This window comes from Streptosporangium sp. NPDC050855 (assembly GCF_044456585.1).
GTDB lineage: Bacteria > Actinomycetota > Actinomycetes > Streptosporangiales > Streptosporangiaceae > Streptosporangium > Streptosporangium longisporum.
In genome coordinates this window covers 205,026-226,449 of the sequence record NZ_JBITFY010000013.1, presented here as the reverse complement: position 1 = coordinate 226,449, position 21,424 = coordinate 205,026, and the positions used below count along the sequence as shown (strand labels likewise).

Sequence of the window (21,424 nt, the reverse complement as noted above, 5' to 3'; positions counted from 1 at the left end):
TCCCCGCCCGTCCGGCCCAGGCCGGTCCGCCCCCGGGCGGCGAAAAGATAATCTGGTCTGCCTCTACGCGAACGGAAAGCCCCGGGTGATGACAGGACCTTCCTCCATCGGCGGCCTGGCCGGTCTGACCGGCCTGGGCCAGGCCGACGGCGTCCCCGGCCCGTCCGCCGGGCGACGTCCCTGCGGTGAGCACGGCGCCGAGCCCGACCCCCCGTACGGGCGCGCGCCGGGCGAGCGGCTGCTGCGCGCCATCGTGCAGGAGTGCGGCGAGGGGATCGTCGTGTGCGACGCCTCCGGCGTGGTCGTGATGCGCAACGCCGTCGCGGCCGAGCTGGCACCGCAGATCGTCCCGGGCCACGTGCCGTCCCCGGGCCCGGCCGCGGCGCTGCTGGAGGGGCGGGCGGCCGAAGGGGAGAGCCGCGAGCACGAGCACGAAGGGCGGCGGCTGCTGGTGCGCCGCGAGAGCTTCGGCGTCGCCCACCGGGCCTGGTACCTGCGTGACGTCAGCGCCGAGTCGGCCAGGACCGACGCGCTGCTGGCCGAGCGGGGACGCACCGCGTTCCTCATCGAGGCCGGGCACAGGCTGTCGGCCTCGCTGAACCTGCGCCGCTGCGCCCGCACCGCGATCGAGCTGGCCGTTCCCCTCCTGGCCGACACCGCGATGGTCGTGCTGCCGCCCACCGGGCGCCGCCGGGCCGACTGGCTGCGCCTGAGCGGCGACGACCGGCGCCTGCAGGAGGGCGGTGTCGCCCTGAACGCCGTCGGGCAGGTGCCCGGGCTGACCGAGGCGCTGGCCGGGTTCCCGCCGGTGCCCAGCCGCTGGCTGGACCCCGGCCAGGTGCCCGAATGGGTGCTGCCGGAGGAGTTCGGCCCGGCCGGGCACCTGATCGTCACGCCGCTGCCGGGCAACGGGGTGCCGGCCGGCGCGCTGGTACTGGCCCGCCGCGCCGACGGGCCGGCCTTCGACGAGGACGCCGAGACCCTGGTGCGGCTGTTCGCCGCCCGGGCCGGGGCGGCCATCTCGGCCGCCGCCCTCTACCAGGAGCAGAGCGCCACCAACGCCATCCTCAGCGACGACCTGCTGCCCCCCGCGCTGCCGCACCTGCGCGGGGTGGAGCTGGCCGGATCGCTGCGCGCCGCCCGCCAGGCCGGTCTCATCGGCGGTGACTTCTACGACGTCTACCTGCCCGATCCCCCCGCGCCCGGCTCCCCCGCCACCACCGCCACCACCGACCCCACCGACCCCACCGACCCCGACGCTCCCGCCGGCTCCGAAGGGTTCGAGGGTTTCGGGGGCTCACCGGCCGAGGCGATGGTGGTCCTGGGCGACGTGTGCGGCAAGGGGCCGCGCGCCGCCGTGCTGGCCGGGCAGGTCCGTCACTGCCTGCGCAGCCTGCTGCTGGTCGAGGAGCGCCCCGAACGGCTGGTGCCGCTGCTGAACCGCTCCCTGCTGGGCTCGCCCACCCCCAACCCCTACGTCACCCTGGTGCTGGCCACGGTGCGGGCCGCCGACGACGGTCACCTGCGCGTCGGCCTGGCGGTGGCCGGCCATCCTCCGCCGCTGATCCTGCGCCACGACGGCAGCGTGCACGAGTGCCCGGCCCGCGGCTCCATGCTCGGCGCGCTCTCCCGCACGGTGCTGACCCCCGCCGAGATCGACCTGGCCCCCGGCGAGCTGTGCCTGCTCTACAGCGACGGGATCACCGAGGCGTTCGGCGGGCCCACCGGCCGGCAGATGTACGGCGAGCAGCGGCTCAAGAACGCGCTGGCCGGGTGCGCGGGCATGCCCGCGGCGGCGGTGGTCGAACGGCTGGAGCAGATCAGTACCGACTGGCTGGGCGGCGAGGTCCAGGACGACCGGGCGCTGCTTGCCGTGCGCGCCAGGCCCCTGCGATGAGCACGGCCGCCCTGACCGGCGCCGGCCTGGCCCGCGCGGGTGAGGACTACCTCGAGTGCGTCGGGCGCGCCGACGAGTTCGCCGCCGTCGACCTGGTGGTGGGCCTGCTGCGGGCGGGGGCCGATCCCGAGCGGCTGCTGCTGGAGCTCATCGCGCCCGCCCAGCGGCGCATCGGGGAGCTGTGGGCGGCCAACGAGTGGTCGGTGGCCCGCGAGCACGGCGCCACCGCCGTCAGCGAACGCGCCGTCGCCGCGATCGCCACGTACGTGCGCCCCCGGCCCACCCGCGGGCGCGTGACCGTGGCCTGCACCGACGGCGAGTACCACGCGCTGCCCACCCGCCTGCTGGCCGAGGTGCTGCGGCTGCGCGGCTGGCGGGTCGACTTCCTGGGCGCCGACGTGCCGGGCCCGCATCTGATCACCCATCTGCACCAGAGCGGTCCCGACGTGGTCGCGCTGGGCTGCGCGCTGGCCACCCGCCTGCCCCGCGCGCACGCCACGATCACCGCCTGCCAGAGCGCCGGGGTGCCGGTGATGGCCGGGGGCGGCGGGTTCGGCCGCGACGGCCGCTACGCGCGGCTGCTGGGCGCCGACGCCTGGGCGCCCGCCGCCGACGCCGCCGCCGACCGGCTGGAGCGCGAGGGCGTGCCCGCGCTGCCGGCGGTGCCCGGCGCGCTGGCCCACCTGGGCGACGAGGAGTACACCCACCTGCGGCGCCGGCGCGCCGAACTGCTGGAGCGGGCGATGGCGGCCCTGGCCCGCACCTACCCGCCGGTGGCGGCCTACGATCCCCAGCAGCTGGAGGCCACCGCCGAGGACCTGGGCCACCTGATCGACTTTTTGGGCGCGGCGCTGTACGTCGACGACGCGCCGGTGTTCACCGACTTCGTCGGCTGGACCGGGTCGGTGCTGGGCGCGCGCGGGGTCACGGCCGAGGCACTGCGGGTGGGACTGGGTGTCCTTCACGACGAACTACGAGACTTCCCCCGGGCCCGCCGCATGCTGGCCCAGGGGATCGAGGTGGCGCGCTTCACCCGCGCCGATCAGGAGATCTGACGACAGATGCTGGAAAAGACCCCGTTCCGTACCGAGGTGCGTGCCGTTCCTCCGGACACGACCCTGCTCGTGCTGACCGGTGATCTGGACTACGACACCGCGCCGGAGCTGTTCGCCTTCGTGCGGGAGTTGTTCTCCGGGCAGGTGAGCGATCTGGCGCTGGATCTGTCAGGGTTGGACTTCGTCGACTCCTCCGGGGTGGCGGCGCTGATCAACGTCTACAACTGCGCCGGTGAGCACCGGGCGAGCATGCGGATCGTCGCGCTGACGCCCTACCTGCGTCACCTGTTCCGGGTGACGGCCCTGGACCAGGTCTTCCGGCTGCCGCCGGAGTGAGGCCCGCTCCCCCGCGCTCCGGCCGCGACCGGCCGAGGACGTCCAGGCCCGCCGGGCGGGCGCCGTCGGGGCGTTCGGTGGGGGCGGGTGAACGGGCCGGGCGGGGCGGGCCGATGATGGGGCGATGAGCTCCACCGCCCCGGTGCCGCTGGCGGCCCTGGCCGCCCTGCTCGCCGACGACACCCGTGCCCGTTTCTGCCTGGCCCTGCTGGACGGGCGGGCCTGGAGCGCCGGCCGGCTGGCCGCGCACGCGCAGGTGGCGGCCTCGACCGCCAGCGAGCACCTGTCGCGGCTCGTCGGCGGCGGGCTGCTGGCCGAGGAGCGCCGGGGGCGTCACCGGTACGTGCGCCTGGCCTCGCCGCAGGTGGCCCAGCTCGTGGAGGACTTGGCCGCCTGCGCCCTGACGACCGGCCGCCCCGCCGAACCCGGCGAACCCGGCGAACCCGGCCGTACCGGCGGGTCCGGTCACGGGGCGGGGGGCCGGAGCGGTACGGGTGGTGCCGCCCGGCCGGGGACGCTGCGCGCCGCCGGAGCGGCACGGGCGATGGCGCAGGCGCGTACCTGCTACGACCACCTGGCCGGCCGGCTCGGGGTGGCGATCACCGACGCGCTCACCGCGCGCGGGCTGCTGTGGCAGGAGGGCGGGTTCGCGCTCAGCCGGGCCGGGCTGGAATGGTTCGCCACCGACCTCGGCGCGCGGCTGCCCGCGGGCGGCCGCCGTCCGATGGCCAGGGCCTGCCTGGACTGGACCGAACGCCGCCCGCACCTGGCCGGCAGCGCCGGAGCGGTCCTGTGCGCGACCGCGCTGGAGCGCGGGTGGGTGACCCGGATCGGCTCCGAGCGCGCCCTGGCCGTCAGCGCGGCCGGGCAGCGGGCCCTGCGGGACCTGCTGGGCCTGTCACCGGAGCACGGCACCGCGCCCGCGTGACCCCGCGCCCCGGGACCACGCCGGGCACGCCTTCGCCGGGCACGCCTTGTTCGGGCACGGGAACGAGAGCACGGGAACGAGGGCACGGCGGCGGGCCGGGCGTGCTCAGGCCTGCAGGTAGTGCAGGACGGCGAGCACCCGGCGGTGGTCGTTGTCGGACGGGGGCAGGCCGAGCTTGGTGAAGATCTGCGTCACGTGCTTCTCCACCGAGCCGTAGGACAGGAACAACGCCTCGGCGATCGCGCTGTTGGAGCGCCCCTGGGCCATCAGCGACAGCACCTCGCGCTCCCTGGGGGTGAGGTCCCGCAGTGCCTCCGCCCGTTTCGCGGCGCCCATGATCTGAGTGACGACCTGCGGGTCCAGGACGGTCTCCCCCGCCGCGATCCGCCGCAGGGCCTCCAGGAAGTCCTTGACGTCGGCGACGCGTTCCTTCAGCAGGTATCCCACCCCCTGGGCCCCGCCGGCCAGCAGCCGGGCGGCGTAGTGGGTCTCGATGTACTGGGAGAACACCAGCAGGCCCACCCGCGGGTGGGCGCGGCGGATCTCGATCGCGGCGCGCAGGCCCTCGTCGGTGTGGGTGGGCGGCATGCGCACGTCGATCACCGCGAGGTCGGGGCGGTGCTCGTCCACCGCCGCCCGCAGCGCCTCGCCGTCCCCCACGGCCGCGGCCACCTCGTGGCCGCGGGAGGTCAGCAGCAGGCACAGGCCGTCCCTGAGCATCACGGCGTCCTCGGCGATCACGATACGCATGCGGCTTTTCCGTTCAGATGTGCAGGGGCAGCTCGACGGTGACCACCGTAGGCCCTCCGTGCGGGCTGTGAACGGTGATCGTTCCGTCCACCACGCCGATCCGGCCGGCCAGGCCGCTCAGCCCGGTTCCGGCGCCCATCACGGCGCCGCCGGTGCCGTCGTCGCATACCAGCAGGCGCAGCAGGCCACGGTGCGCCCCTACCTCGACGCGGGCCCGCCGGGCGCCGCTGTGCTTGACGACGTTGGCGAGCAGTTCCGCCGTGCAGAAGAAGACGATGCTCTCCACCGCCGGCGAGGGCCGCCGCGGCAGGTCGGCCCGCACGGTGACGGGCAGCGGGTTGCGCGCCGCCAGGGTGGTCAGGGCGACCTCCAGGCCCTTGTCCAGCGCGGCCGGGTGGATGCCGTGGATCAGTTCGCGCAGCTCGGTCAGGGTGTCCTTGGCGTTGCGGTGCGCGCCGTCGACGAGCGCGCGGGCGCGCTCGAGGTGCTCGCTCCCGTCGCTCTCGTCGTGAGCCGTGCGGGCGATGCGGGCTGCGTGGGCGGCGTGGGTAGCGTGGGTGAGGTCCTCCTGGGCCATGCCCAGCGTCATCGCCAGCGTCACCAGCCGGGCCGCCGTGCCGTCGTGCAGGTCGCGTTCGATACGGCGCAGCTCGGCGGCCGCGTCGTCCACGGCGCGCGTGCGCGTCTCCTCCAGCGCGCGGATCCGCAGGGCGCCGCGGGTGGGTCCCAGCAGGGCACGCGCGATCCACCGCTCGGGCGCCAGCGCCAGGTGAAGCCCCCACGGGGCCGCCACCAGCAGCGCCGCCCCGGCCACGCCCATGAGCAGCGCGCCGGCCCAGGTGCCGGGCGTCAGGGCGGGGAAGACGCCGCCGCGCCACCACAGCGGGCAGGTCAGCAGGACCACGCCCAGGCCCCACAGCCCGGCGGCGGCCGCGAGCGCCGGCACCGCCGCCGGCAGCCGCGCCACGCCGTGGGCGACGGCGCGCCACCCGGTGACGTCGCCGAGCGCCGCGGCGAGCCGGTCGAGCAGGCCCGGCCCCGGGCGCGGGGCGGGAGGGGCGGGGATCGCCACCGCGGCCAGCGTCACGGCCAGCGCGCGGTTGAGCCTGCCCAGGCCTCTGGCGCCCAGCACGCACAGCGCCAGCAGCGGTACCCCGACGAGGCTGGTCGTCATCAACGCGCTCAGTGCCACGACGAGCAGGTAGAGCGTCCCGGCGACGGCCATCGGCACGATCGACAGCGTGTACGCCAGCTCGCGCCACGCCCATGCCCGCAGCGGGGCGCCGAGCAGCACCCGCCAGGACGGCACACCGTGACCCGCGCGCTCGTCCATGCCCCTCCTCCGATGTCGCCTCCAGGGTGACCGATCACGGACGGGCCGCACCAGCCGGTCGTCCCCCGCACCGATACGGCGGACATCCCGGTGGTGCCGTCCGCCGGGCCGGATGAGAGTGGAGACGGTGAGCACAACGTGCGCGCAAGGGATGCGCGGCGCGGTGAGGGATCGCCGCAGGAGCGAGGAGGAGCCGATGCTCGACGTGAGCAGATCACTGGTCACCGGTCTGACGATGGCGGCGCTGGCCGGCATCACCGGGACGGCGGGGCCCGTGGCACCCGCCGGGGTGACCGGCGCGGGGGTGGCGACGGTGTCCCCGGCGGTGTCCCCGGCGGTGTCCCCGGCGGTGTCCCCGGCGGTGTCCGCCGCGCCGGCCGCCCCCACCGCCCCCACCGTGTCCGCCGCCCCCACCGCGTCCACCGTGTCCGCCGCCCCCACCGCGTCCACCGGGGTGGCGGGGGCCGGGCGGCCCGGGTGGCGGGCGTGCGCGGGGCAGGACGTCCCGGCGGGCATGGAGTGCGCCACCGTCGAGGTGCCGGTGGACTGGGCCCGGCCCGAGGGGCCGACGATCTCCCTGCAGACGGCCCGGCTGCCCGCCACCGAGCCCGCGCGCCGGATCGGCAGCGTGCTCGGTGTCCCCGGCGGGCCCGGTGCCAGGGGCATCGACGACCTCAAGCGTGTCGCGGGCGACCTCACCGAGCTGCGCCGGCGTTTCGACATCGTCGCCTACGACCCCCGCACCACCGTGTGGCTGGAGCGGATGCCCGCCGCGTGCCAGGAGCCCGCGGTGACGCTGTCGGAGCCGCGTGACCGCGGGGAGTACGACGCCCTGGCCGCGGCGATGGCCAAGGGCTTCACCACCTGCCGCACGGCCGACCGGACCGGATTGTTCGCCCACCTGGACTCGTTGTCGGTGGCCAGGGACATGGACGCGCTCCGCGAGGCGCTGGGCGAGGAGAGGCTGAGCTTCATGGCCAACTCCTACGGCGGGGTGGCCTCGGCCGCCTACGCCCGGCTGTTCCCGCGGCGCATCCGCGCCGTGTACCTCGACGGGGTGATCAACCAGACCCGGGGGTTCTTCGATCAGATGACGATGTGGCTGCGCCCGGCAGAGAGGGTGTTCGCCGGTTTCACCCGCTGGTGCGCGGCCACACCGGCCTGCGCGCTGCACGGTCAGGACGCCGGTGCCCTATGGCGCGAGCTGACCGCCGACGCCGACCGTGAGCCGATCGCGGTCACCACCGCCGGGTTCGGGAAGGCGGAGCTGACAGGGTGGCACCTGCGCTCCCTCGGTTTCCCGCCCGACCCGGGGCCCGGCCATTCCGGATGGCTGGCGTTCGCCGACGCGGTGAAGCGGGCCCGGGGTGGCGACGGGTCCGGTTTCGCCGAGATGATCGTCGGCAACATGCGGGTCTGGGCCATGCCGGGGGTGCTGGCGATGACGTGCGCGGACGGGCGCGGGTACAGCGGGTACGCGCACATGCGCCAGGTGGGCCGTCAGGCGCGGAAGGCGGGGCCGAACCTCGGAACGGTCTTCTTCAGCGGGCTGGGCTGTACGGGGTGGCCGTTGCCGGTGACCAACCCCGCGCGCCCGCTGCCGGTGCGGGGCCTGCCGCCGATGCTGGGAGCCGGCAGCGTCTGGGGTGACCAGGTGTGGACCGAGAGCTTCACCGCGATGATCCCCGGCTCGGTCACGGTGGCCTACGACGGCCCCGGGCATGCCCTGTACCTGATGGGCAAGAAGTGCCCGATCAGGTACGCCACCGCCTACCTGATCGATCTGACGCTGCCCGCGCCGGGCACGGTCTGCCCGGCCGAATGACCTCACCGTCACTCGGTGGCACCGAGGTGGCGGTGGGGCGGTGAGCGCCGGGGCGGCCCTTGGCGGGGCGGTCCCGGCACCGCGGCGTCTCGGGAGCCGGGCATCCCGGTTGATCCGGGGGCTGGGAGGGTGCGGAGGGGCTTCAAGGAGGCGGGGCCACAGGGCGAGCGGGCCGGCGGGCCCACGTACGGGCTCAGGGGTGAGTTCAGGGGTGGCGCAGCCGGTGGGTGAGGCTGGTGTGGCGCCGCCCGGCGCCGCGGGTGCGTACCGCCTGGGCCAGCGCGCGCCGTGAGCCGACGATGACGACGAGCTTCTTGGCGCGGGTGATGGCGGTGTAGAGCAGGTTGCGCTGCAGCATCATCCAGGCGCTGGTGGCCAGCGGGATGACCACGGCCGGGTACTCGCTGCCCTGGGAGCGGTGGATCGACACCGCGTAGGCGTGGGCGAGCTCGTCGAGCTCGTCGAAGGCGTACTCGACGTTCTCGTCCTCGTCGGTCAGCACGGTCAGCTTGTGCTCGTCGGGCCTGATGTCGACGACGGTTCCCACGGTGCCGTTGAACACCCCGGCCGCGCCCTTCTCGTAGTTGTTGCGCAGCTGGGTGACCTTGTCGCCGATGCGGTAGACCCGTCCTCCGTAGCGGCGTTCGGGCATGTTCTCGCGGGAGGGGGTCAGGGCCTCCTGCAGGGCGTTGTTGAGGTTGCCGGCTCCGGCGGCGCCGCGGTGCATCGGGGCCAGGACCTGCACGTCACGGCGCGGGTTGAGGCCGAAACGGCGCGGGATGCGGTTGGCGACGACGTCGACGGTGAGCGCGGCGATCTCCTCGGGCTCCTCGCAGGGGAACAGGAAGAAGTCGTTCATGCCCGCGAGCGCCGGGGGCAGGCCGGTGTTGACGCGGTGGGCGTTGACGACCACCCCCGACTCCTGGGCCTGGCGGAAGATGTGGGTCAGCCGTACCCGGGGGATCTCCTCCTCGGCGGCCAGCAGGTCGCGCAGGACCTCGCCGGCGCCGACCGAGGGCAGCTGGTCGACGTCGCCGACGAACAGGAGGTGGGTGCCCGGGGCGATGGCCTTGACGAGCTTGTTGGCCAGCAGCAGGTCCAGCATGGAGGCCTCGTCGACCACGACGAGGTCGGCGTCGAGGGGGTTGTCGCGGTCGAAGGTGGCCTCTCCTCCCGGGCGCAGCTGCAGCAGCCGGTGCACGGTGGTGGCCTCGTGGCCGGTCAGCTCGGCCAGGCGCTTGGCGGCCCTGCCGGTGGGGGCGGCCAGGATGACCTTGGCCTTCTTGGCGCGGGCCAGGGTGACGATGGAGCGCACCGTGAAGCTCTTGCCGCAGCCGGGGCCGCCGGTGAGCACCGCGACCTTGCGGGTCAGCGCCAGGCGTACCGAGTGGGCCTGTTCCTCGGCCAGGTCGGCGCCGGTCCTGGTGCGCAGCCATTTCAGGGCGGTGTCCCAGTCGACGCCGGAGAAGACGCCCAGGCGGTCGTGCTCGCAGGTCAGCAGGGTGCGCAGCGCGCCGGCCAGGGACAGCTCGGCGCGGTGGAAGGGCACCAGGTAGACCGCGGGGACGCTTCCCTCGCCGACGGGGACGTCCTCGCGGACGACGCCCTGTTCGACGACGAGCTCCTCCAGGCAGCGGGCGGTGAGCTCGGCGCCGACCTCCAGGATCTTGACCGCGTCGGCGACGAGGTTGGGGGCGGGCAGGTAGCAGTGACCGTCGTCGGCGGCCTGCGACAGGGTGTAGCGCAGGCCGGCCTTGACGCGCTCGGGGCTGTCGTGCGGGATGCCGACGGCCTGGGCGATGGTGTCGGCGGTCTTGAAGCCGATGCCCCACACGTCGTCGGCCAGCCGGTAGGGCTCGGTCCTGACGACGGTGATGGAGCGGTCGCCGTACTGCTTGAAGATGCGCACCGCGATGGAGGTGGAGACGCCGACGCCCTGCAGGAAGATCATCACCTCTTTGATGATCTTCTGTTCCTCCCAGGCGACGCCGATCATCTTGGTGCGCTTGGGGCCCAGGCCCGGGACCTCGACGAGCCGTTCGGGGGTGGTCTCGATGACCTCCAGGGTGTCGACGCCGAAGTGGTCGACGATGCGGTCGGCCATCTTGGGGCCGATGCCCTTGATCAGTCCTGAGCCCAGGTAGCGGCGGATGCCCTGCACGGTGGCGGGCAGCACGGTGGTGTAGGACCACACCTCGAACTGCTTGCCGTAGCGGGGGTGGGAGGTCCAGCGGCCGGTCAGCCGCAGTGACTCGCCGGGCTGGGCGCCCAGCAGGGGGCCGACCACGGTCAGCAGGTCGGCGCCGGAGCGGTCGGTGGCCACCCGCGCGATGGTGTAGCCGGTCTCCTCGTTGGCGTAGGTGATGCGCTCCAGGACCGCGTCCAGCGTGGCCGAGACGCCGCGTTCGGCTGACTGCACGCCCCCTCCCCTCCCCCGGGTCCCCGCCCCGCGGAGCTCTGCGGAGCCCTGCGGATCCGCTGGCGCAAGTGTAGGCCAGCGGCCGCGCGGCCTGATCACCGCCGGGAACCCGGGCCGCTACGCCTCGGGGTCGTGGACCAGGACCGATCGCCCGCCGTCGACGGGAACGGTGGCGCCGGTGATGAAGGCGGCGTCGTCGCCGAGCAGGTGGACGATCGCGGACGCGACCTCCTCGGCGCGGGCGACGCGGCCCAGCGGGTGCAGCTGCGCCATCTGCCGCTCGATGCGGGCGGCGGCCTCGGGCCCTTGGGAGGCGAGGAGGTCCTCGTAGCGCTCGGTGCGCACCGAGCCGGGCGCCACGGCGTTGACGCGGATGCCGTGCGGGCCGTACTCCACCGCCAGGGCCCGGGTCATCCCCTCGACGGCGGCCTTGGCCGTGACGTAGGGCAGGCAGCCCGGTACCGCCCGGCGGGCCTGGTGGGAGGAGACGTTGACGATGGCCCCGGGCCCCTGGCCGGCCAGGAAGCGGCGGATCGCGACGGCGCAGCCGACGACGGCGCCGTCGAGGTTGGCGCCGATGAGCTCCAGCACCCGCCGGGGCGGATCGCGGTGCAGGCGGGCGTCCTGGAAGACGGCCGCGTTGTTGACCCAGCCGGTGAGGGTGCCGGCCGCCTGGGCGAGGTCGGCCGCGCGTTCGGCCACGGTCTCGTCCGCGGCGTCCCCGGCCACGCCGCTCAGGCGCGCCGTCGCGGGGTGGTCGCCCAGCCAGGCCAGGGCGGCCGGGTCGCGCTCGACGACGACCACACCGCCGCCGCCGCCGTGGTCGTCGGCCAGCAGGCGCTCGACCACCGCCCGGCCGATGCCGCGGCCCCCTCCGGTCACCACGTACGAACGGCTCATGTTCACAGTCCCCTTCCGGTCGGGGCGCCCCTGCCGTTTCGGCCGTCCCCGGCCTCGGTGGTCTCGGACTCTCGGCCGTCTCGGGCGAAGGGCGCCGGTGGCCGGTGCCCTTCGGTGGCGGGACCGGCCGCCCCCCATGAGAAGGGATCACCCACCCTCCTGTCAATTGCTTCTATCGAAGCACTTCGATACCGTGAGGGAGCCGGGGGCGCTGGGCAGGGGTCGGCCGTCCTGCCCGTGCGGGCGGGACGGCCGGGTGGGAAAGGGGGTCGAGCCCCTTCAGGACGAGGTGGGCCTGTCGTAGCCCTCGTCCTCCCCGTGGACGGCGGTGTTCGGGTCGTCCTCGGGCTGGCCGGCCGGGTCGGTCGGCGAAGGGGCGAACTCGTCGGCGAAGTCTGGTTCCTCGTGGAGGTCCTGCTGGTCCGCCCGGCGGTCCGCCAGCGGAACGTCCTGGTCGGAGGTGGGTTCGGAGTGCGACATGGTTCCTCCCGAATATGACGGCGCCCGTGGTGGACGGGCGGAAAGGTGATCGCGCTGTGCCTGCCCCGGTCCGGCCCGCCCAATCACCGCTCCCCCGCATCCGCGGTGCTCACGGCCCTCCCGGGGCCGCGGGACCAGGGCCCGGCCGGTGTCCGCCGTACCGGAAAGGAATCCGGTACGGGGGTCCGGCCGCCCGGCCGGGCCGGGGGCACGCCGTCGCGGCCCGTCCGGGTGCGATCAGCGGCGGATGCGCAGCACGACGAGCGCGAGGACGTAGGCGACCCCGGCGATCATGGCCAGCACGCCGTAGGGGTGGCCGTCCTGCCCCTGGGCGATCTCGACGACGAAACCGATCACGACGGCGGCCATCAGCGTCATGCCCGCGATGCCGGTCGCCTCGCCGTCGATGTGGTTGATCCGCTCGTCCTTGCGGTCGAGCAGGCCCGCGACCGTCTCGCTCCTGCGGGCCAGAATGACCAGCGCCAGCGCGAGGGCGAGCATGACGGCGAGCCCGCCGAGCGCGAAGGTGCGATCCCCCCCGGACAGGCCGCTCGCCAGGTAGACCAGGCCGCCCAGGACGGCGGCCCCGGGGGTGATCCATCGTTTCCATGACCGTGTCTCGTGCGTCGTACCCTCATCGGTCGACATCGAAGACCTCCTCCACCGTTGTACCGAAAAAGCGTGACAACGCGATCGCGAGCGGCAGGGACGGCAGGTACCGTCCTGTCTCGATCGAGTTGATGGTCTGGCGCGAGACGCCCATGGCCGTCGCGAGGTCCCCCTGCGACAGGCCGCGCCGCGTCCGTAGTTCCCGCACCGTGTTGCGCATATGTAAAGCATGCTTTACAGCACGGGAAGTGTCAAGCGTGCTTTACATCCAGGGGCGTCCCGGGTCTGCCGGGGGCGCCCGGAGCGCCGTCGCGACCGCGAGAAGGGGGGCGCGGCACCGGCGAGGAGGCCCGGCGGCGGGCCCTTTGGGGATCCCTTGGCCGGATCGCGCCATCGCCCTGTGTGACGGAGCACCTACCATCCGTCAGGTGACCGTCGGTGCCCGGGCGGCACGCGCCCCATCGCGAAGGAGAGGCACATGCGAAGGACCTTGACCACCGTCCTGCTGGCGCTGGGCACGGCGGCGGCCGTACCGGTCCCGGGGCCCGCCTCGCAACCGGCCCCGGCCGGGCCCGGCCGTCAGGGCGTGATCGGCACCAGCGCCGGCACCATCCCCGGGAGCACGCCGGACGGTGTCAGGGGCACCGCCGCGTCCGGTACGGCGGACGCCACGAGCGGGAACGCGGCCCGGGCCAAGGGAGGGATCACCGTCGTCGGGCTGACCCCGGACCAGCGCCTGGTGGCCTTCGACATCCGCTTCCCCGCCCGCCTTCGCGACCTGGGCCGCATCCACGGCCTCCGGGACGACACGAGGATCGTCGGCATCGACCACCGCGTCCAGGACGGCGAACTGTACGGCGTCGGGGACCACGGCGGCGTGTACAGGCTCACCGGGTCGGCCAGGGCCACCAAGGCCTCCCAGCTGACGGTGGCGCTCAGCGGCTCGTCCTTCGGCGTCGACTTCGATCCGGTCGCCGACGTGCTGCGCGTGGTCGGCGACACCGGGCAGAACCTGCGGCACGACCTGGAGGGTCTCGGTGCCGCCGGCGGCCCGGAAGGGGTGACGGCCGCGGGCCGGACCGTGACCGGCAGGCCGCTGACCGCCCCGTCCCTCCCGTCCCTCCCGTCACCCACCGCGCCGCCCGCGCCGCCCGCCGTGCCCGCGCCGCCCGCCGTGCCTCCCGCCACCACCGCCACCACCGCCGTGCCCGCACCGCCGACCGCACCGGCCGCCGCGCTCGCCGTCGTGCTCGGCGTCTCGGGCGCCGCGCACATCAACAACGACCTCAGCCCCGCCACCGCCACCGCGCTCTTCACCGTGGACACCGTCGCCGACCGGCTGAGCCTGCAGTCACCCGCCGACACCGGCGTGCTGACCCCCACCGGCAACCTGCGGGTGGCCGCGAGCGGCCCGGTGGGGTTCGACGTCCACAGCTCGCTGCGCGGCGGGATCACCGTCTCCAACAGCGCCTTCGCCACGCTGAAGGTCGCCGGCCGCTACGGCCTGTACGGCCTCAACCTGCTCACCGGCGCCGTCAACTACCGCTACGGCGTCTTTCCCGCCCGCCGCCAGGTCATCGACATCGCGATCCGGCTCGACCGCGGCTGACCCGCACCCGGCCCCGCCGCGACCACGCCACGACCACGCCACGACCACGCCACGACCACGCCACGACCACGCCACGGCCCCGCCGCGGGTCCTGCGGCAGGTCCTGCCACGACCCCGCGCCCGGCACCGCCGCAGGTCCCGCGACCGCTGCGGCCCCTGCTCCGCTCCCGCTGCGGCCGCGTGCCCGCCGGAGGGCTTCACCCGCGTGGCGTACGGCCTCCACCGGTCCCGGGGGCACCGGTTGTTCTAGGGTGGCCTCGCCCGCGTCGTGCGATCGACCAGCGACGCGCGGCCGCTCCCCCTCCCGCTGTGAAAGCCGAGGCCCAGGAGAGCACGCATGTCGCGCAACCACACCGCCAGCATGGGACGTGCCCTGACGCTCATCGCGCTCACCGCCCTGGCCGCCTTGGCCGCCATCGTCGGGCCGGGCGTGCTCCCCCTGGCCGCGACGGCCGTGGGCCGGACCGGCCCGCCCCAGGCCCCGCCCTCCCCGCGCGCGACCCGGGCACCGGAGGCGGCCCCCGCGCCTGTGGTGACCCCCGCGTCCCCGGCACGGACGGCGCCCGGCGCCCGGCCGTCCCGCCTGCAGGCGGTGACCCCGCCGCCGAAGGTGCCGTGGGTGCCGCCGGACATGCTGGCCGCGCTCCAGCGCGACCTCGGCCTCAGCAGGGAACAGGTCTACGAACGGCTGCTGAACGAGATCGCGCTGTCCTCGGTCGAGGCACGGCTGCGCGAGGAGCTGGGCACCCGCTTCGCCGGGTCCTGGTTCAGCGGGCTGCTGTCCCAGACGCTGGTGGTGGCCACCGTCAGCGCCGCCGACGTCCCCAGGATCACCGCCGCCGGTGCCCGCCCCACAGTGGTCAGGTGGTCGCTGGCGCAGCTGATCCCGATCCGCAAGAGGATCGACGCCGTCCTGTCCGCCCATCCCGCGGGCGCCAGCGTGCGTTACATCGACGTGAGGCTGAACAGGGTCGTCGTGCTCTCCCAGAGGCCCACGACGACCGAGAGGATCATCAAGTCCATCGGGGTGAACTCGGCCGCGGTGGTCGTGCTGCCCTCCACCGAGCAGCCGGGGCCGGCCTCCCGGCCGTCGTCGGTCCCGGAGCGGGTGCGCCCGCAAGCCGTCCCCCCGTCCCCCGCGGAGCGGGTGCGCCCGTAGTCCCGCGGCCCCGGCCGGTGCGGCGCGGGCGCTCAGGCGGGCTTGCGCGCCTCGATGAGGAAGCGCGTCGACCGGGCCGTGAACGGTCCCTCGGCCTCGATCCTGTCGTGCAGCTCCCGCAACCGGTCGCGGTGGCGCTCGACGGTGAAGCCCGGGACGATCCAGATCACCTTGCGCAGGAAGTAGATCACCGCGCCGACGTCGAAGAACGCCATCGGCAGGGACTCGAAACGCAGGTCGGTGACCTCCAGCCCCGCCGCCTCGGCCTCCCGGCGCGTGTCGTCGGGGTGGCGGTGACGCGCGGCTCCCGGTGGCGGCGGGCCCAGGAAGTACTCGGCGAGCTCGGCGACGCTGGCATGCCCCACCTGCTGCGACAGGTACGTCCCCCCGGGCCGGAGCACCCGGGCGATCTCCTGCCACCAGACGGTCACCGGATGGCGGCTGGTCACCAGGTCGAAGGCCTCGTCGGCGAACGGCAGCGGCGGCTCGTCGGCGTCGGCGACGACGAGCGCGCCCAGCGGGTGCAGCAACCTGGTCGCCCGGGCGATGTTCGGCGGCCAGGACTCGGTGGCCGCCATCACCGGCGGCAGCCGCCGCGCCCCGGCGAGGACCTCCCCGCCACCGGTCTGGATGTCCAGCGCGGCCGAGACCCGGCCCAGCCGCTCGCTCATCAGGCGCTGGTACCCCCACGAAGGACGCTGCTCCTCGGCCCTGCCGCGCAGCCAGGAGAAGTCCCAGCCGTCCACCGAAACGGCCTCGGCCTCGGCCACCAGGTCCTCGAATGTTCGTGACATGCCTTCATGATCCCGGCCGGGGCGCGGCCCGGCCATCGAATATTCCCCTCCCGCCCCGGGGACCCCTGCCGGCTCACGCCCGGGCGGGCGCCTGGCGAACTCCAGCGCCCGTCGCCGGCGAGCTCGGCCAGGGGACCCGTGGTCACCACCGAAGCGTCGGGGCGAACATCCCCGGTGCAGGCCCGGTGCAGGCCCGGTGCAGGCCCGGTGCAGGCCCGGTGCAGGCCCGGTGCAGGCCCGGTGCAGGCTCAGTGTCCGGGCGCGCTCGTGCCCCGGGTGATCAGGTGCAGCTCCAGCGTCACCTGGCGGGCGGTCCCGGGCCGCTCCAGCCGCCGCAGCAGCAGCTCCATCGCGGTACGGCCGGAGTCCTCCAGGGGCTGGCGCACCGTGGTGAGGTCCAGGGCCTCGGCCAGGTCGCCGTCGTCGAAGCCGACCACCGCCAGGTCACCGGGCACGGCCAGGCCCAGGTCGCCCGCGGCCCGCAGCACCCCCGCCGCGAGGGTGTCGTCGGCGGCGAAGACGGCCGAAGGGCGCCCCGGCCCCGACAGCAGTTCCCCGGCCGCGGCGCGGGCCGCGGCCAGGTCGTGCCCGCTCAGCCGCACGTCACCCTCGGCCAGGGGAAGGCCCGCCTCGGCCAGGGCCTCACGGTAGCCGGCCAGGCGCCGCTGGGACGGCGAGACGTACAGGCCCGACCGCTGCGCCTCGCCCAGGAAGGCGAACCGGCGGTGACCCGCGGCGAGCAGGTGCTCGGCCACCATCCGGCCGCCTGCGGCGTCGTCGGTGTGCACCGAGTCGAAGCCCGCGTGGCGGACGTCGACCAGCGCCGTGGGCAGCCGCGCGGCGACCAGGCGATCGGCCACCGCCTCCTCCAGACAGAGGCTGACGACGACGAGCCCGTCCAGCCGCCCGGTGATGGGCAGCCCGGCCAGCAGCGGCGAGGAGCTCTGCGCGGCCGACTCCTGGTCGAACAGCACGACCTCCAGGGGCCGGTCGCCGACGGCTGCCAGGACGCCGTTCAACCGCCGGGCCACCGACGGGTAGGAGGTGAAGGGGGCGATCACCCCGACGCGCCCCACGCCCCGGCGGGCCTTGGCGACCGCGTCCTGCTTGGGGACGAAACCGAGCGCGTCGGCGGCCTCCAGGACCTTGCGGCGGGTCTCCTGGCTGACCCTGGCCGGGGAGTTCAGGGCCAGGGAGACGGTGGAGATGCTGACGCCCGCCGCGCCGGCGACGTCGTAGATGGTCGTGCGGTCCGCCACGTGTCACCCCTGACGCAAAGCGCACCGGAACCGGCCGGAGACGCGATCTCCTGGGCGGGAATCGTACCAAGCGCCCCCGGCACTGCACGCGAGACCTCAGGTCGCCGCCAGCGCCTCGGTGGGCGGCAGGCGGGCTGCGCGCATCGCCGGATACAGCCCGGCGAGCGTGCCGATGACCAGCGTCGCGCCGATCGCGCCGCCGAACGCCCACGGCGGCACCACCGCGGGCCAGCCCTTGGACAGCGCGTAACCGGTACTGGCCAGCGCGCCGAGCGCCGACCCGGCCACCCCTCCGAGCGCCGACAGCAGCAGCGACTCGGCCAGGAACTGCACGCGCACCTGCCCCCGCGTCGCCCCCAGCGAGCGGCGCAGGCCCACCTCCCTGCGCCGCTCGAGCACGGAGATCACCATCGTGTTGGCCACGCCGACGCCGCCGACCAGCAGCGCCACCGCCCCCAGGCCCAGCATGAGACCGGTGAACGCGCCGGCCGCGGCCGCCTTGGCGCTCAGGGCGTCCGAGGGACGGCTGACGTTCACCTCCTCCGGGTTCTGCGGATCGACCGTCCGCGGCAGCACCTCGCGTACCGCCTCCACGGCCGCGTCCGCGGAGCGCTCGTAGATGGTGGTCGGGTGGCCGTCGAAGTCCAGGTAGCGTTCGGCGGCCTCGAACCCGACCAGAGCCGAGCGTTCGATCTCCGGCGCCAGCGGCAGGGCGTCCAGGACGCCGATGACGCTGAACCACCGCCCGCCGATCCATACCTGGGCACCCGGCCCGGTCAGGCCGAGCCGCTCGGCGGCCACCGGCCCCAGCACGACCGCCGGATAGCGGGCGGTCGCGGCGTTGAGCCAGGTGCCCGCCCGTACCGTCCCCTGCAGGGTGGTGAGCAGCTCGACGTCGGCGGCCCGCACCGCGATGCCCCCGGTCACGCTCTTGGAGATCTTGCCGGTACGCCGGACCGTGGCCTCCACGGTCCCGGTGGCGGCCGCGCTGGTGACCGGCGCGATCCTGCGGACCATGTCGGGCGCGCCGACCGGCAGCCGGGTCTGGCCGCCGAACACGGTCTGCCCGGCCTCGACGGTCAGCAGGTTGGTGCCGAGCCCGTCGAGCCTGCGCAGCAGGTCCTCCCGGGAGGAGGAGGAGATGCCGATCACCGCGACCATGGTGGCGATGCCGATCGCGATGCCCAGCGCCGACAGCGTCACCCGCGCCGGCCGGGCGCGCAACCCGGCGGCGCCGACCCTGAGCACGTCGCCCACGCGCAGCCGCGGCGGCCGAAGCCGCTCGTTCGCGCCGCTCACCGGGTCACCTGCCCGGCGTCCCCGGCGTGATCGGCGTGGTCGTCGTGGTCGTCGTGGTCGCGGGCCGCGGGGCCGGCGCCGGAGACGATCAGGCCGTCCCTGACCCGCACCCGGCGCGGCGCCCACGCGGCGATCCCGTCGTCGTGGGTGATCACCGCGATCGTGGTGCCCGTGGCGTGCAGGGCGCCCAGCACGCCGAGCACCTCGGCGCCTGAGGCGCTGTCGAGGTTGCCGGTGGGCTCGTCGGCCAGCAGCAGGGGCGGCTCGCCGACCACCGCCCTGGCCACCGCGACCCGCTGCTGCTCCCCGCCCGACAGCTGGTGGGGCCGGTGCCCGAGCCGGTGGCCCAGCCCGACCCGCTCCAGCGCGGCCGCGGCCCGCTCGCGCCGCTCGCGCAGACGCGGACCGGCGTACAGCAGGCCGTCGGCGACGTTGTCCAGGGCGCTCACCCCCGCGGCCAGGTGGAACTGCTGGAAGACGAAGCCCAGGTGACGCGAGCGCAGCGCGGACAGCTCGCGGTCGCCCAGCGCGCCGACGTCGTGGCCGGCGATCCTGATCGTGCCGGCCGTGGGCCGGTCCAGGGTCCCGATCATGTGCAGCAGGGTGGACTTGCCCGAACCGGACGGGCCGACGATCGCGAGCAGCTCGCCCGCGCCGATCCGCAGGTCCACCCCGCGCAATGCGGCCACCCCCTGCCCGTACAGCTTGGTCACCCCGGTGAGCTCGACGATGTTCACGAGCGCGGCACCCCGACCTTCATGCCCTGCGCCAGGCCCGCGCCCTCGATCTCGACGTCCCCGCCGCCGTACGCGCCGGTCTGCACCGGCACCAGCCGGGTCGCCGAGCCCTGCACGACCTCGACGGCGAAACCGCCCTCGCGCAGCGCCAGCAGCGCTTCGATGGGGACCTTCAGCACGTCGCGCACCCGTTCGCTCTCCATCTCCACCGTCACCGGCGCCTGGTCCAGCCTTCCGGTGGAGCCCTTGGCCAGGGTGATCTCGACGTCGATCGTCGAGGCCCCCTCCTGCTCCTCCCCCTGGCCCGGAGCGGCCTTGGCGACCGAGCCGACGAAGGTGATCCTCCCCTTGAGCTCGCGCCCGCCGGGCAGCTCCACCCGCACCCCGGCACCCTTGCGGGCCATCTGCTGGTCCTCGGTGTCCAGGTCGACCTGCACGATCCGGCGGGTACCGGTCAGGGTCAGGACCCGCGCGCCGGCACGCACCCGGTCGCCCACCTTCGCGGCCACCTCGGCCACCCGTACCGGGCCGTCCAGGAAGACCACCTGGGCGGCGTCGACGACACCGGTCTGCGGCAGGCCGCGATCTCGCTGCCACTCCTGGACCGCCGAGGAGGTGAGGGAGGTGAACTCCTCGTCCACCGTCAGGTCCTCGCCGTACCCCAGCGCCCTGAGGTTGCGTTCGAGCTGCTCGACGTCGGGCCCGTCGTCCACGCCGGACCGCAGCGGCCGGTACAGCGGCACCCGGCCGTACATCAGCGTCAAGGGCCTGCGGTCGATCCTCAGCAGCGCCCGGCCCCGGCGGATCACCCGCCCCTCGGCCGGCACCGTGGTCACCGTGCCGCCGGCACCCGCGACCGCCGTGTACTCCCCCGAGTAGGTCAGCCTGCCGGCGACCGAGGTGGTGTCCACCACGTCGCCACGGGTGATCTCCGCCGTCGGCGGCACCGGTGGCGCCGACGGCCCGGCCGCCTCCCCGGTGCCGTCCAGGCCCACCGCCGCGGCGACCGCCCCGCCGAGCACCACGGCGGCCACCGTCCCGGCCAGCACCGCTCTGCCACGTCTCATCCGCCGCCTCCGCCACCTGCGGGAGTCGTCATCTGTGCTCACCTCCGTACCGGCGGGACGCACGCCCGCGGCACGGTCCGATGTCTACGGCGGCCGGGGTTAGCGGCCCGTAAGCCCCGCCGCGCGGGCCCATCGCGTACCGACGGCGAAGGACGTCGTGCGGACGACGCCCAAGGACGCGTACGGACGGTGTACGGACGGTGTACGGACGCCCCGGGAGCGGCCGGGCGTCGCGGCGGCGCGCGGGCTTATCGCGGCCTAACATCCGATGGCCCACGCTGGTCGCGGAGGTGCGGGCATGCGCGTGCTGGTGGTCGAGGACGAGGACGAGATGGCCGACGCCATCGCCCGTGCCCTGCGGCGGCGGGCCATCGCCGTGGACGTCGCCTACGACGGCGCGCAGGCCATGGAGCGGCTGGGACACACCGGCTACGACGTGGTGGTGCTGGACCGCGACCTGCCGGGGCTGCACGGCGACGAGGTCTGCCGGAGGCTGGTCGCGATGGGCGGCGGCGGGGGGATCCTGATGCTGACCGCGATGGGCGGGGTGGGCGAGCGGGTGGACGGGCTCGGGCTGGGCGCCGACGACTACCTGCCCAAGCCCTTCGCGATCGCCGAGCTGGCCGCCCGGGTGCGCGCGCTGGCCCGGCGCACGGCCTCGGTGAGGCCCGTGGTGCTGGAGCGCGCCGGGGTGCGGCTGGACCCGGCCGGGCGGACCGTGACCAGGGACGGCGCGCCCCTGGCCCTGACCCGCAAGGAGTTCGCGTTGCTGCAGGTGCTGCTGCTGGCCGACGGCGAGGTGGTGCGCACCCGCGACCTGCTCGCCCGGGCCTGGGACGAGTACTACGAGTCGGGCACCGGGGCGCTGCGGGTGGCGATGACGACGCTGCGCAGGAAGCTCGGCGACCCGCCGGTCATCGAGACCGTCCCGGGACGGGGATACCGCCTGTGACCGGCCTCGCCCCCCG

20 protein-coding genes are annotated in these 21,424 nt (G+C 75.0%); 8 read left to right on the top strand and 12 right to left on the bottom strand.

All coding sequences use genetic code 11. The features are described 5' to 3' along the window. The first annotated feature begins 88 nt into the window (after positions 1-88). From ACIBCT_RS25970 to ACIBCT_RS25955, 4 genes are all read left to right on the top strand, one after another. Positions 89-1,897: a PP2C family protein-serine/threonine phosphatase gene (locus ACIBCT_RS25970; protein WP_399192735.1), complete on the top strand. Its 1,809-nt coding sequence runs from the start codon at positions 89-91 to the stop codon at positions 1,895-1,897. Then, complete coding sequence (locus tag ACIBCT_RS25965) at positions 1,894-2,952, top strand: B12-binding domain-containing protein (RefSeq protein ID WP_399192734.1); 1,059 nt, start codon at positions 1,894-1,896, stop codon at positions 2,950-2,952. The genes ACIBCT_RS25970 and ACIBCT_RS25965 overlap by 4 nt, the downstream gene beginning before the upstream one ends. 6 nt (positions 2,953-2,958) lie before the next feature. After that, a complete protein-coding gene (locus ACIBCT_RS25960) occupies positions 2,959-3,288 on the top strand; it encodes an STAS domain-containing protein (protein ID WP_399192732.1) in 330 nt (109 codons plus the stop codon). A 124-nt stretch (positions 3,289-3,412) separates the two neighbouring features. Next, positions 3,413-4,216 carry an ArsR/SmtB family transcription factor gene (locus ACIBCT_RS25955; protein ID WP_399192730.1) on the top strand — a complete coding sequence of 268 codons (804 nt, stop codon included), beginning with the start codon at positions 3,413-3,415 and terminating at the stop codon, positions 4,214-4,216. Positions 4,217-4,321: 105 nt separating this feature from the next. Here ACIBCT_RS25955 and ACIBCT_RS25950 read toward each other — a convergent pair whose 3' ends face one another. Both ACIBCT_RS25950 and ACIBCT_RS25945 read right to left on the bottom strand, forming a co-directional pair. Next, entirely contained in the window at positions 4,322-4,966 is a 645-nt protein-coding gene (locus tag ACIBCT_RS25950) for a LuxR C-terminal-related transcriptional regulator (protein WP_399192728.1), read from the bottom strand. A 13-nt stretch (positions 4,967-4,979) separates the two neighbouring features. Further along, positions 4,980-6,299 carry a sensor domain-containing protein gene (locus tag ACIBCT_RS25945; RefSeq protein WP_399192726.1) on the bottom strand — a complete coding sequence of 440 codons (1,320 nt, stop codon included), beginning with the start codon at positions 6,297-6,299 and terminating at the stop codon, positions 4,980-4,982. 127 nt (positions 6,300-6,426) lie between these two features. On the opposite strand from ACIBCT_RS25945, the gene ACIBCT_RS25940 reads away from it, so the two are divergent. Next, complete coding sequence (locus ACIBCT_RS25940; RefSeq protein WP_399192724.1) at positions 6,427-8,124, top strand: alpha/beta hydrolase; 1,698 nt, start codon at positions 6,427-6,429, stop codon at positions 8,122-8,124. Between the two features lie 205 nt (positions 8,125-8,329). Here the strand turns inward: ACIBCT_RS25940 and ACIBCT_RS25935 are convergent, their stop codons facing one another. The 5 genes from ACIBCT_RS25935 to ACIBCT_RS25915 form a co-directional block, all read right to left on the bottom strand. Then, the gene (locus ACIBCT_RS25935) at positions 8,330-10,543 is read right to left on the bottom strand and encodes an ATP-dependent RecD-like DNA helicase (RefSeq protein ID WP_399192722.1); all 2,214 of its coding nucleotides are present in this window, start codon (positions 10,541-10,543) and stop codon (positions 8,330-8,332) included. Positions 10,544-10,660: 117 nt separating this feature from the next. After that, a complete protein-coding gene (locus ACIBCT_RS25930; protein WP_399192720.1) occupies positions 10,661-11,443 on the bottom strand; it encodes an SDR family NAD(P)-dependent oxidoreductase in 783 nt (260 codons plus the stop codon). Positions 11,444-11,722: 279 nt separating this feature from the next. Further along, entirely contained in the window at positions 11,723-11,923 is a 201-nt protein-coding gene (locus tag ACIBCT_RS25925) for a hypothetical protein (protein ID WP_399192718.1), read from the bottom strand. A gap of 237 nt (positions 11,924-12,160) precedes the next feature. Then, positions 12,161-12,571 carry a hypothetical protein gene (locus ACIBCT_RS25920; protein ID WP_399192716.1) on the bottom strand — a complete coding sequence of 137 codons (411 nt, stop codon included), beginning with the start codon at positions 12,569-12,571 and terminating at the stop codon, positions 12,161-12,163. Further along, positions 12,558-12,752: a helix-turn-helix transcriptional regulator gene (locus tag ACIBCT_RS25915; RefSeq protein WP_344886784.1), complete on the bottom strand. Its 195-nt coding sequence runs from the start codon at positions 12,750-12,752 to the stop codon at positions 12,558-12,560. The genes ACIBCT_RS25920 and ACIBCT_RS25915 overlap by 14 nt, the downstream gene beginning before the upstream one ends. Before the next feature lie 258 nt (positions 12,753-13,010). Between ACIBCT_RS25915 and ACIBCT_RS25910 the strand changes: the two genes are divergently transcribed. After that, positions 13,011-14,141, top strand: a complete 1,131-nt coding sequence (locus tag ACIBCT_RS25910; RefSeq protein ID WP_399192713.1) for a DUF4394 domain-containing protein — start codon at positions 13,011-13,013, stop codon at positions 14,139-14,141. Positions 14,142-14,478: 337 nt separating this feature from the next. Then, entirely contained in the window at positions 14,479-15,300 is an 822-nt protein-coding gene (locus tag ACIBCT_RS25905) for an alpha-lytic protease prodomain-containing protein (protein ID WP_399192711.1), read from the top strand. 32 nt (positions 15,301-15,332) lie between these two features. Here the strand turns inward: ACIBCT_RS25905 and ACIBCT_RS25900 are convergent, their stop codons facing one another. The 5 genes from ACIBCT_RS25900 to ACIBCT_RS25880 all read right to left on the bottom strand — a co-directional run bounded on the left by ACIBCT_RS25900 (position 15,333) and on the right by ACIBCT_RS25880 (position 20,456). After that, positions 15,333-16,094 (bottom strand): class I SAM-dependent methyltransferase, encoded by a 762-nt coding sequence (locus ACIBCT_RS25900; protein ID WP_399192709.1) that lies wholly within the window; start codon positions 16,092-16,094, stop codon positions 15,333-15,335. A 248-nt stretch (positions 16,095-16,342) separates the two neighbouring features. After that, entirely contained in the window at positions 16,343-17,353 is a 1,011-nt protein-coding gene (locus ACIBCT_RS25895; RefSeq protein ID WP_399192707.1) for a LacI family DNA-binding transcriptional regulator, read from the bottom strand. A gap of 96 nt (positions 17,354-17,449) precedes the next feature. Next, positions 17,450-18,652, bottom strand: coding sequence for an ABC transporter permease (locus tag ACIBCT_RS25890; protein WP_399192705.1), 1,203 nt, complete (start codon positions 18,650-18,652; stop codon positions 17,450-17,452). Continuing rightward, positions 18,649-19,389 (bottom strand): ABC transporter ATP-binding protein, encoded by a 741-nt coding sequence (locus ACIBCT_RS25885; protein ID WP_399192703.1) that lies wholly within the window; start codon positions 19,387-19,389, stop codon positions 18,649-18,651. Before ACIBCT_RS25885 ends, ACIBCT_RS25890 begins: the two co-directional genes overlap by 4 nt. After that, positions 19,386-20,456: a peptidoglycan-binding protein gene (locus ACIBCT_RS25880; RefSeq protein WP_399192701.1), complete on the bottom strand. Its 1,071-nt coding sequence runs from the start codon at positions 20,454-20,456 to the stop codon at positions 19,386-19,388. Before ACIBCT_RS25880 ends, ACIBCT_RS25885 begins: the two co-directional genes overlap by 4 nt. A 298-nt stretch (positions 20,457-20,754) precedes the next feature. Here ACIBCT_RS25880 and ACIBCT_RS25875 point away from each other — a divergent pair, with 298 nt between their 5' ends. Next, on the top strand, positions 20,755-21,408 hold the full coding sequence (locus ACIBCT_RS25875) for a response regulator transcription factor (RefSeq protein WP_399192699.1): 654 nt from the start codon (positions 20,755-20,757) through the stop codon (positions 21,406-21,408). Positions 21,409-21,424: the final 16 nt, after the last annotated feature.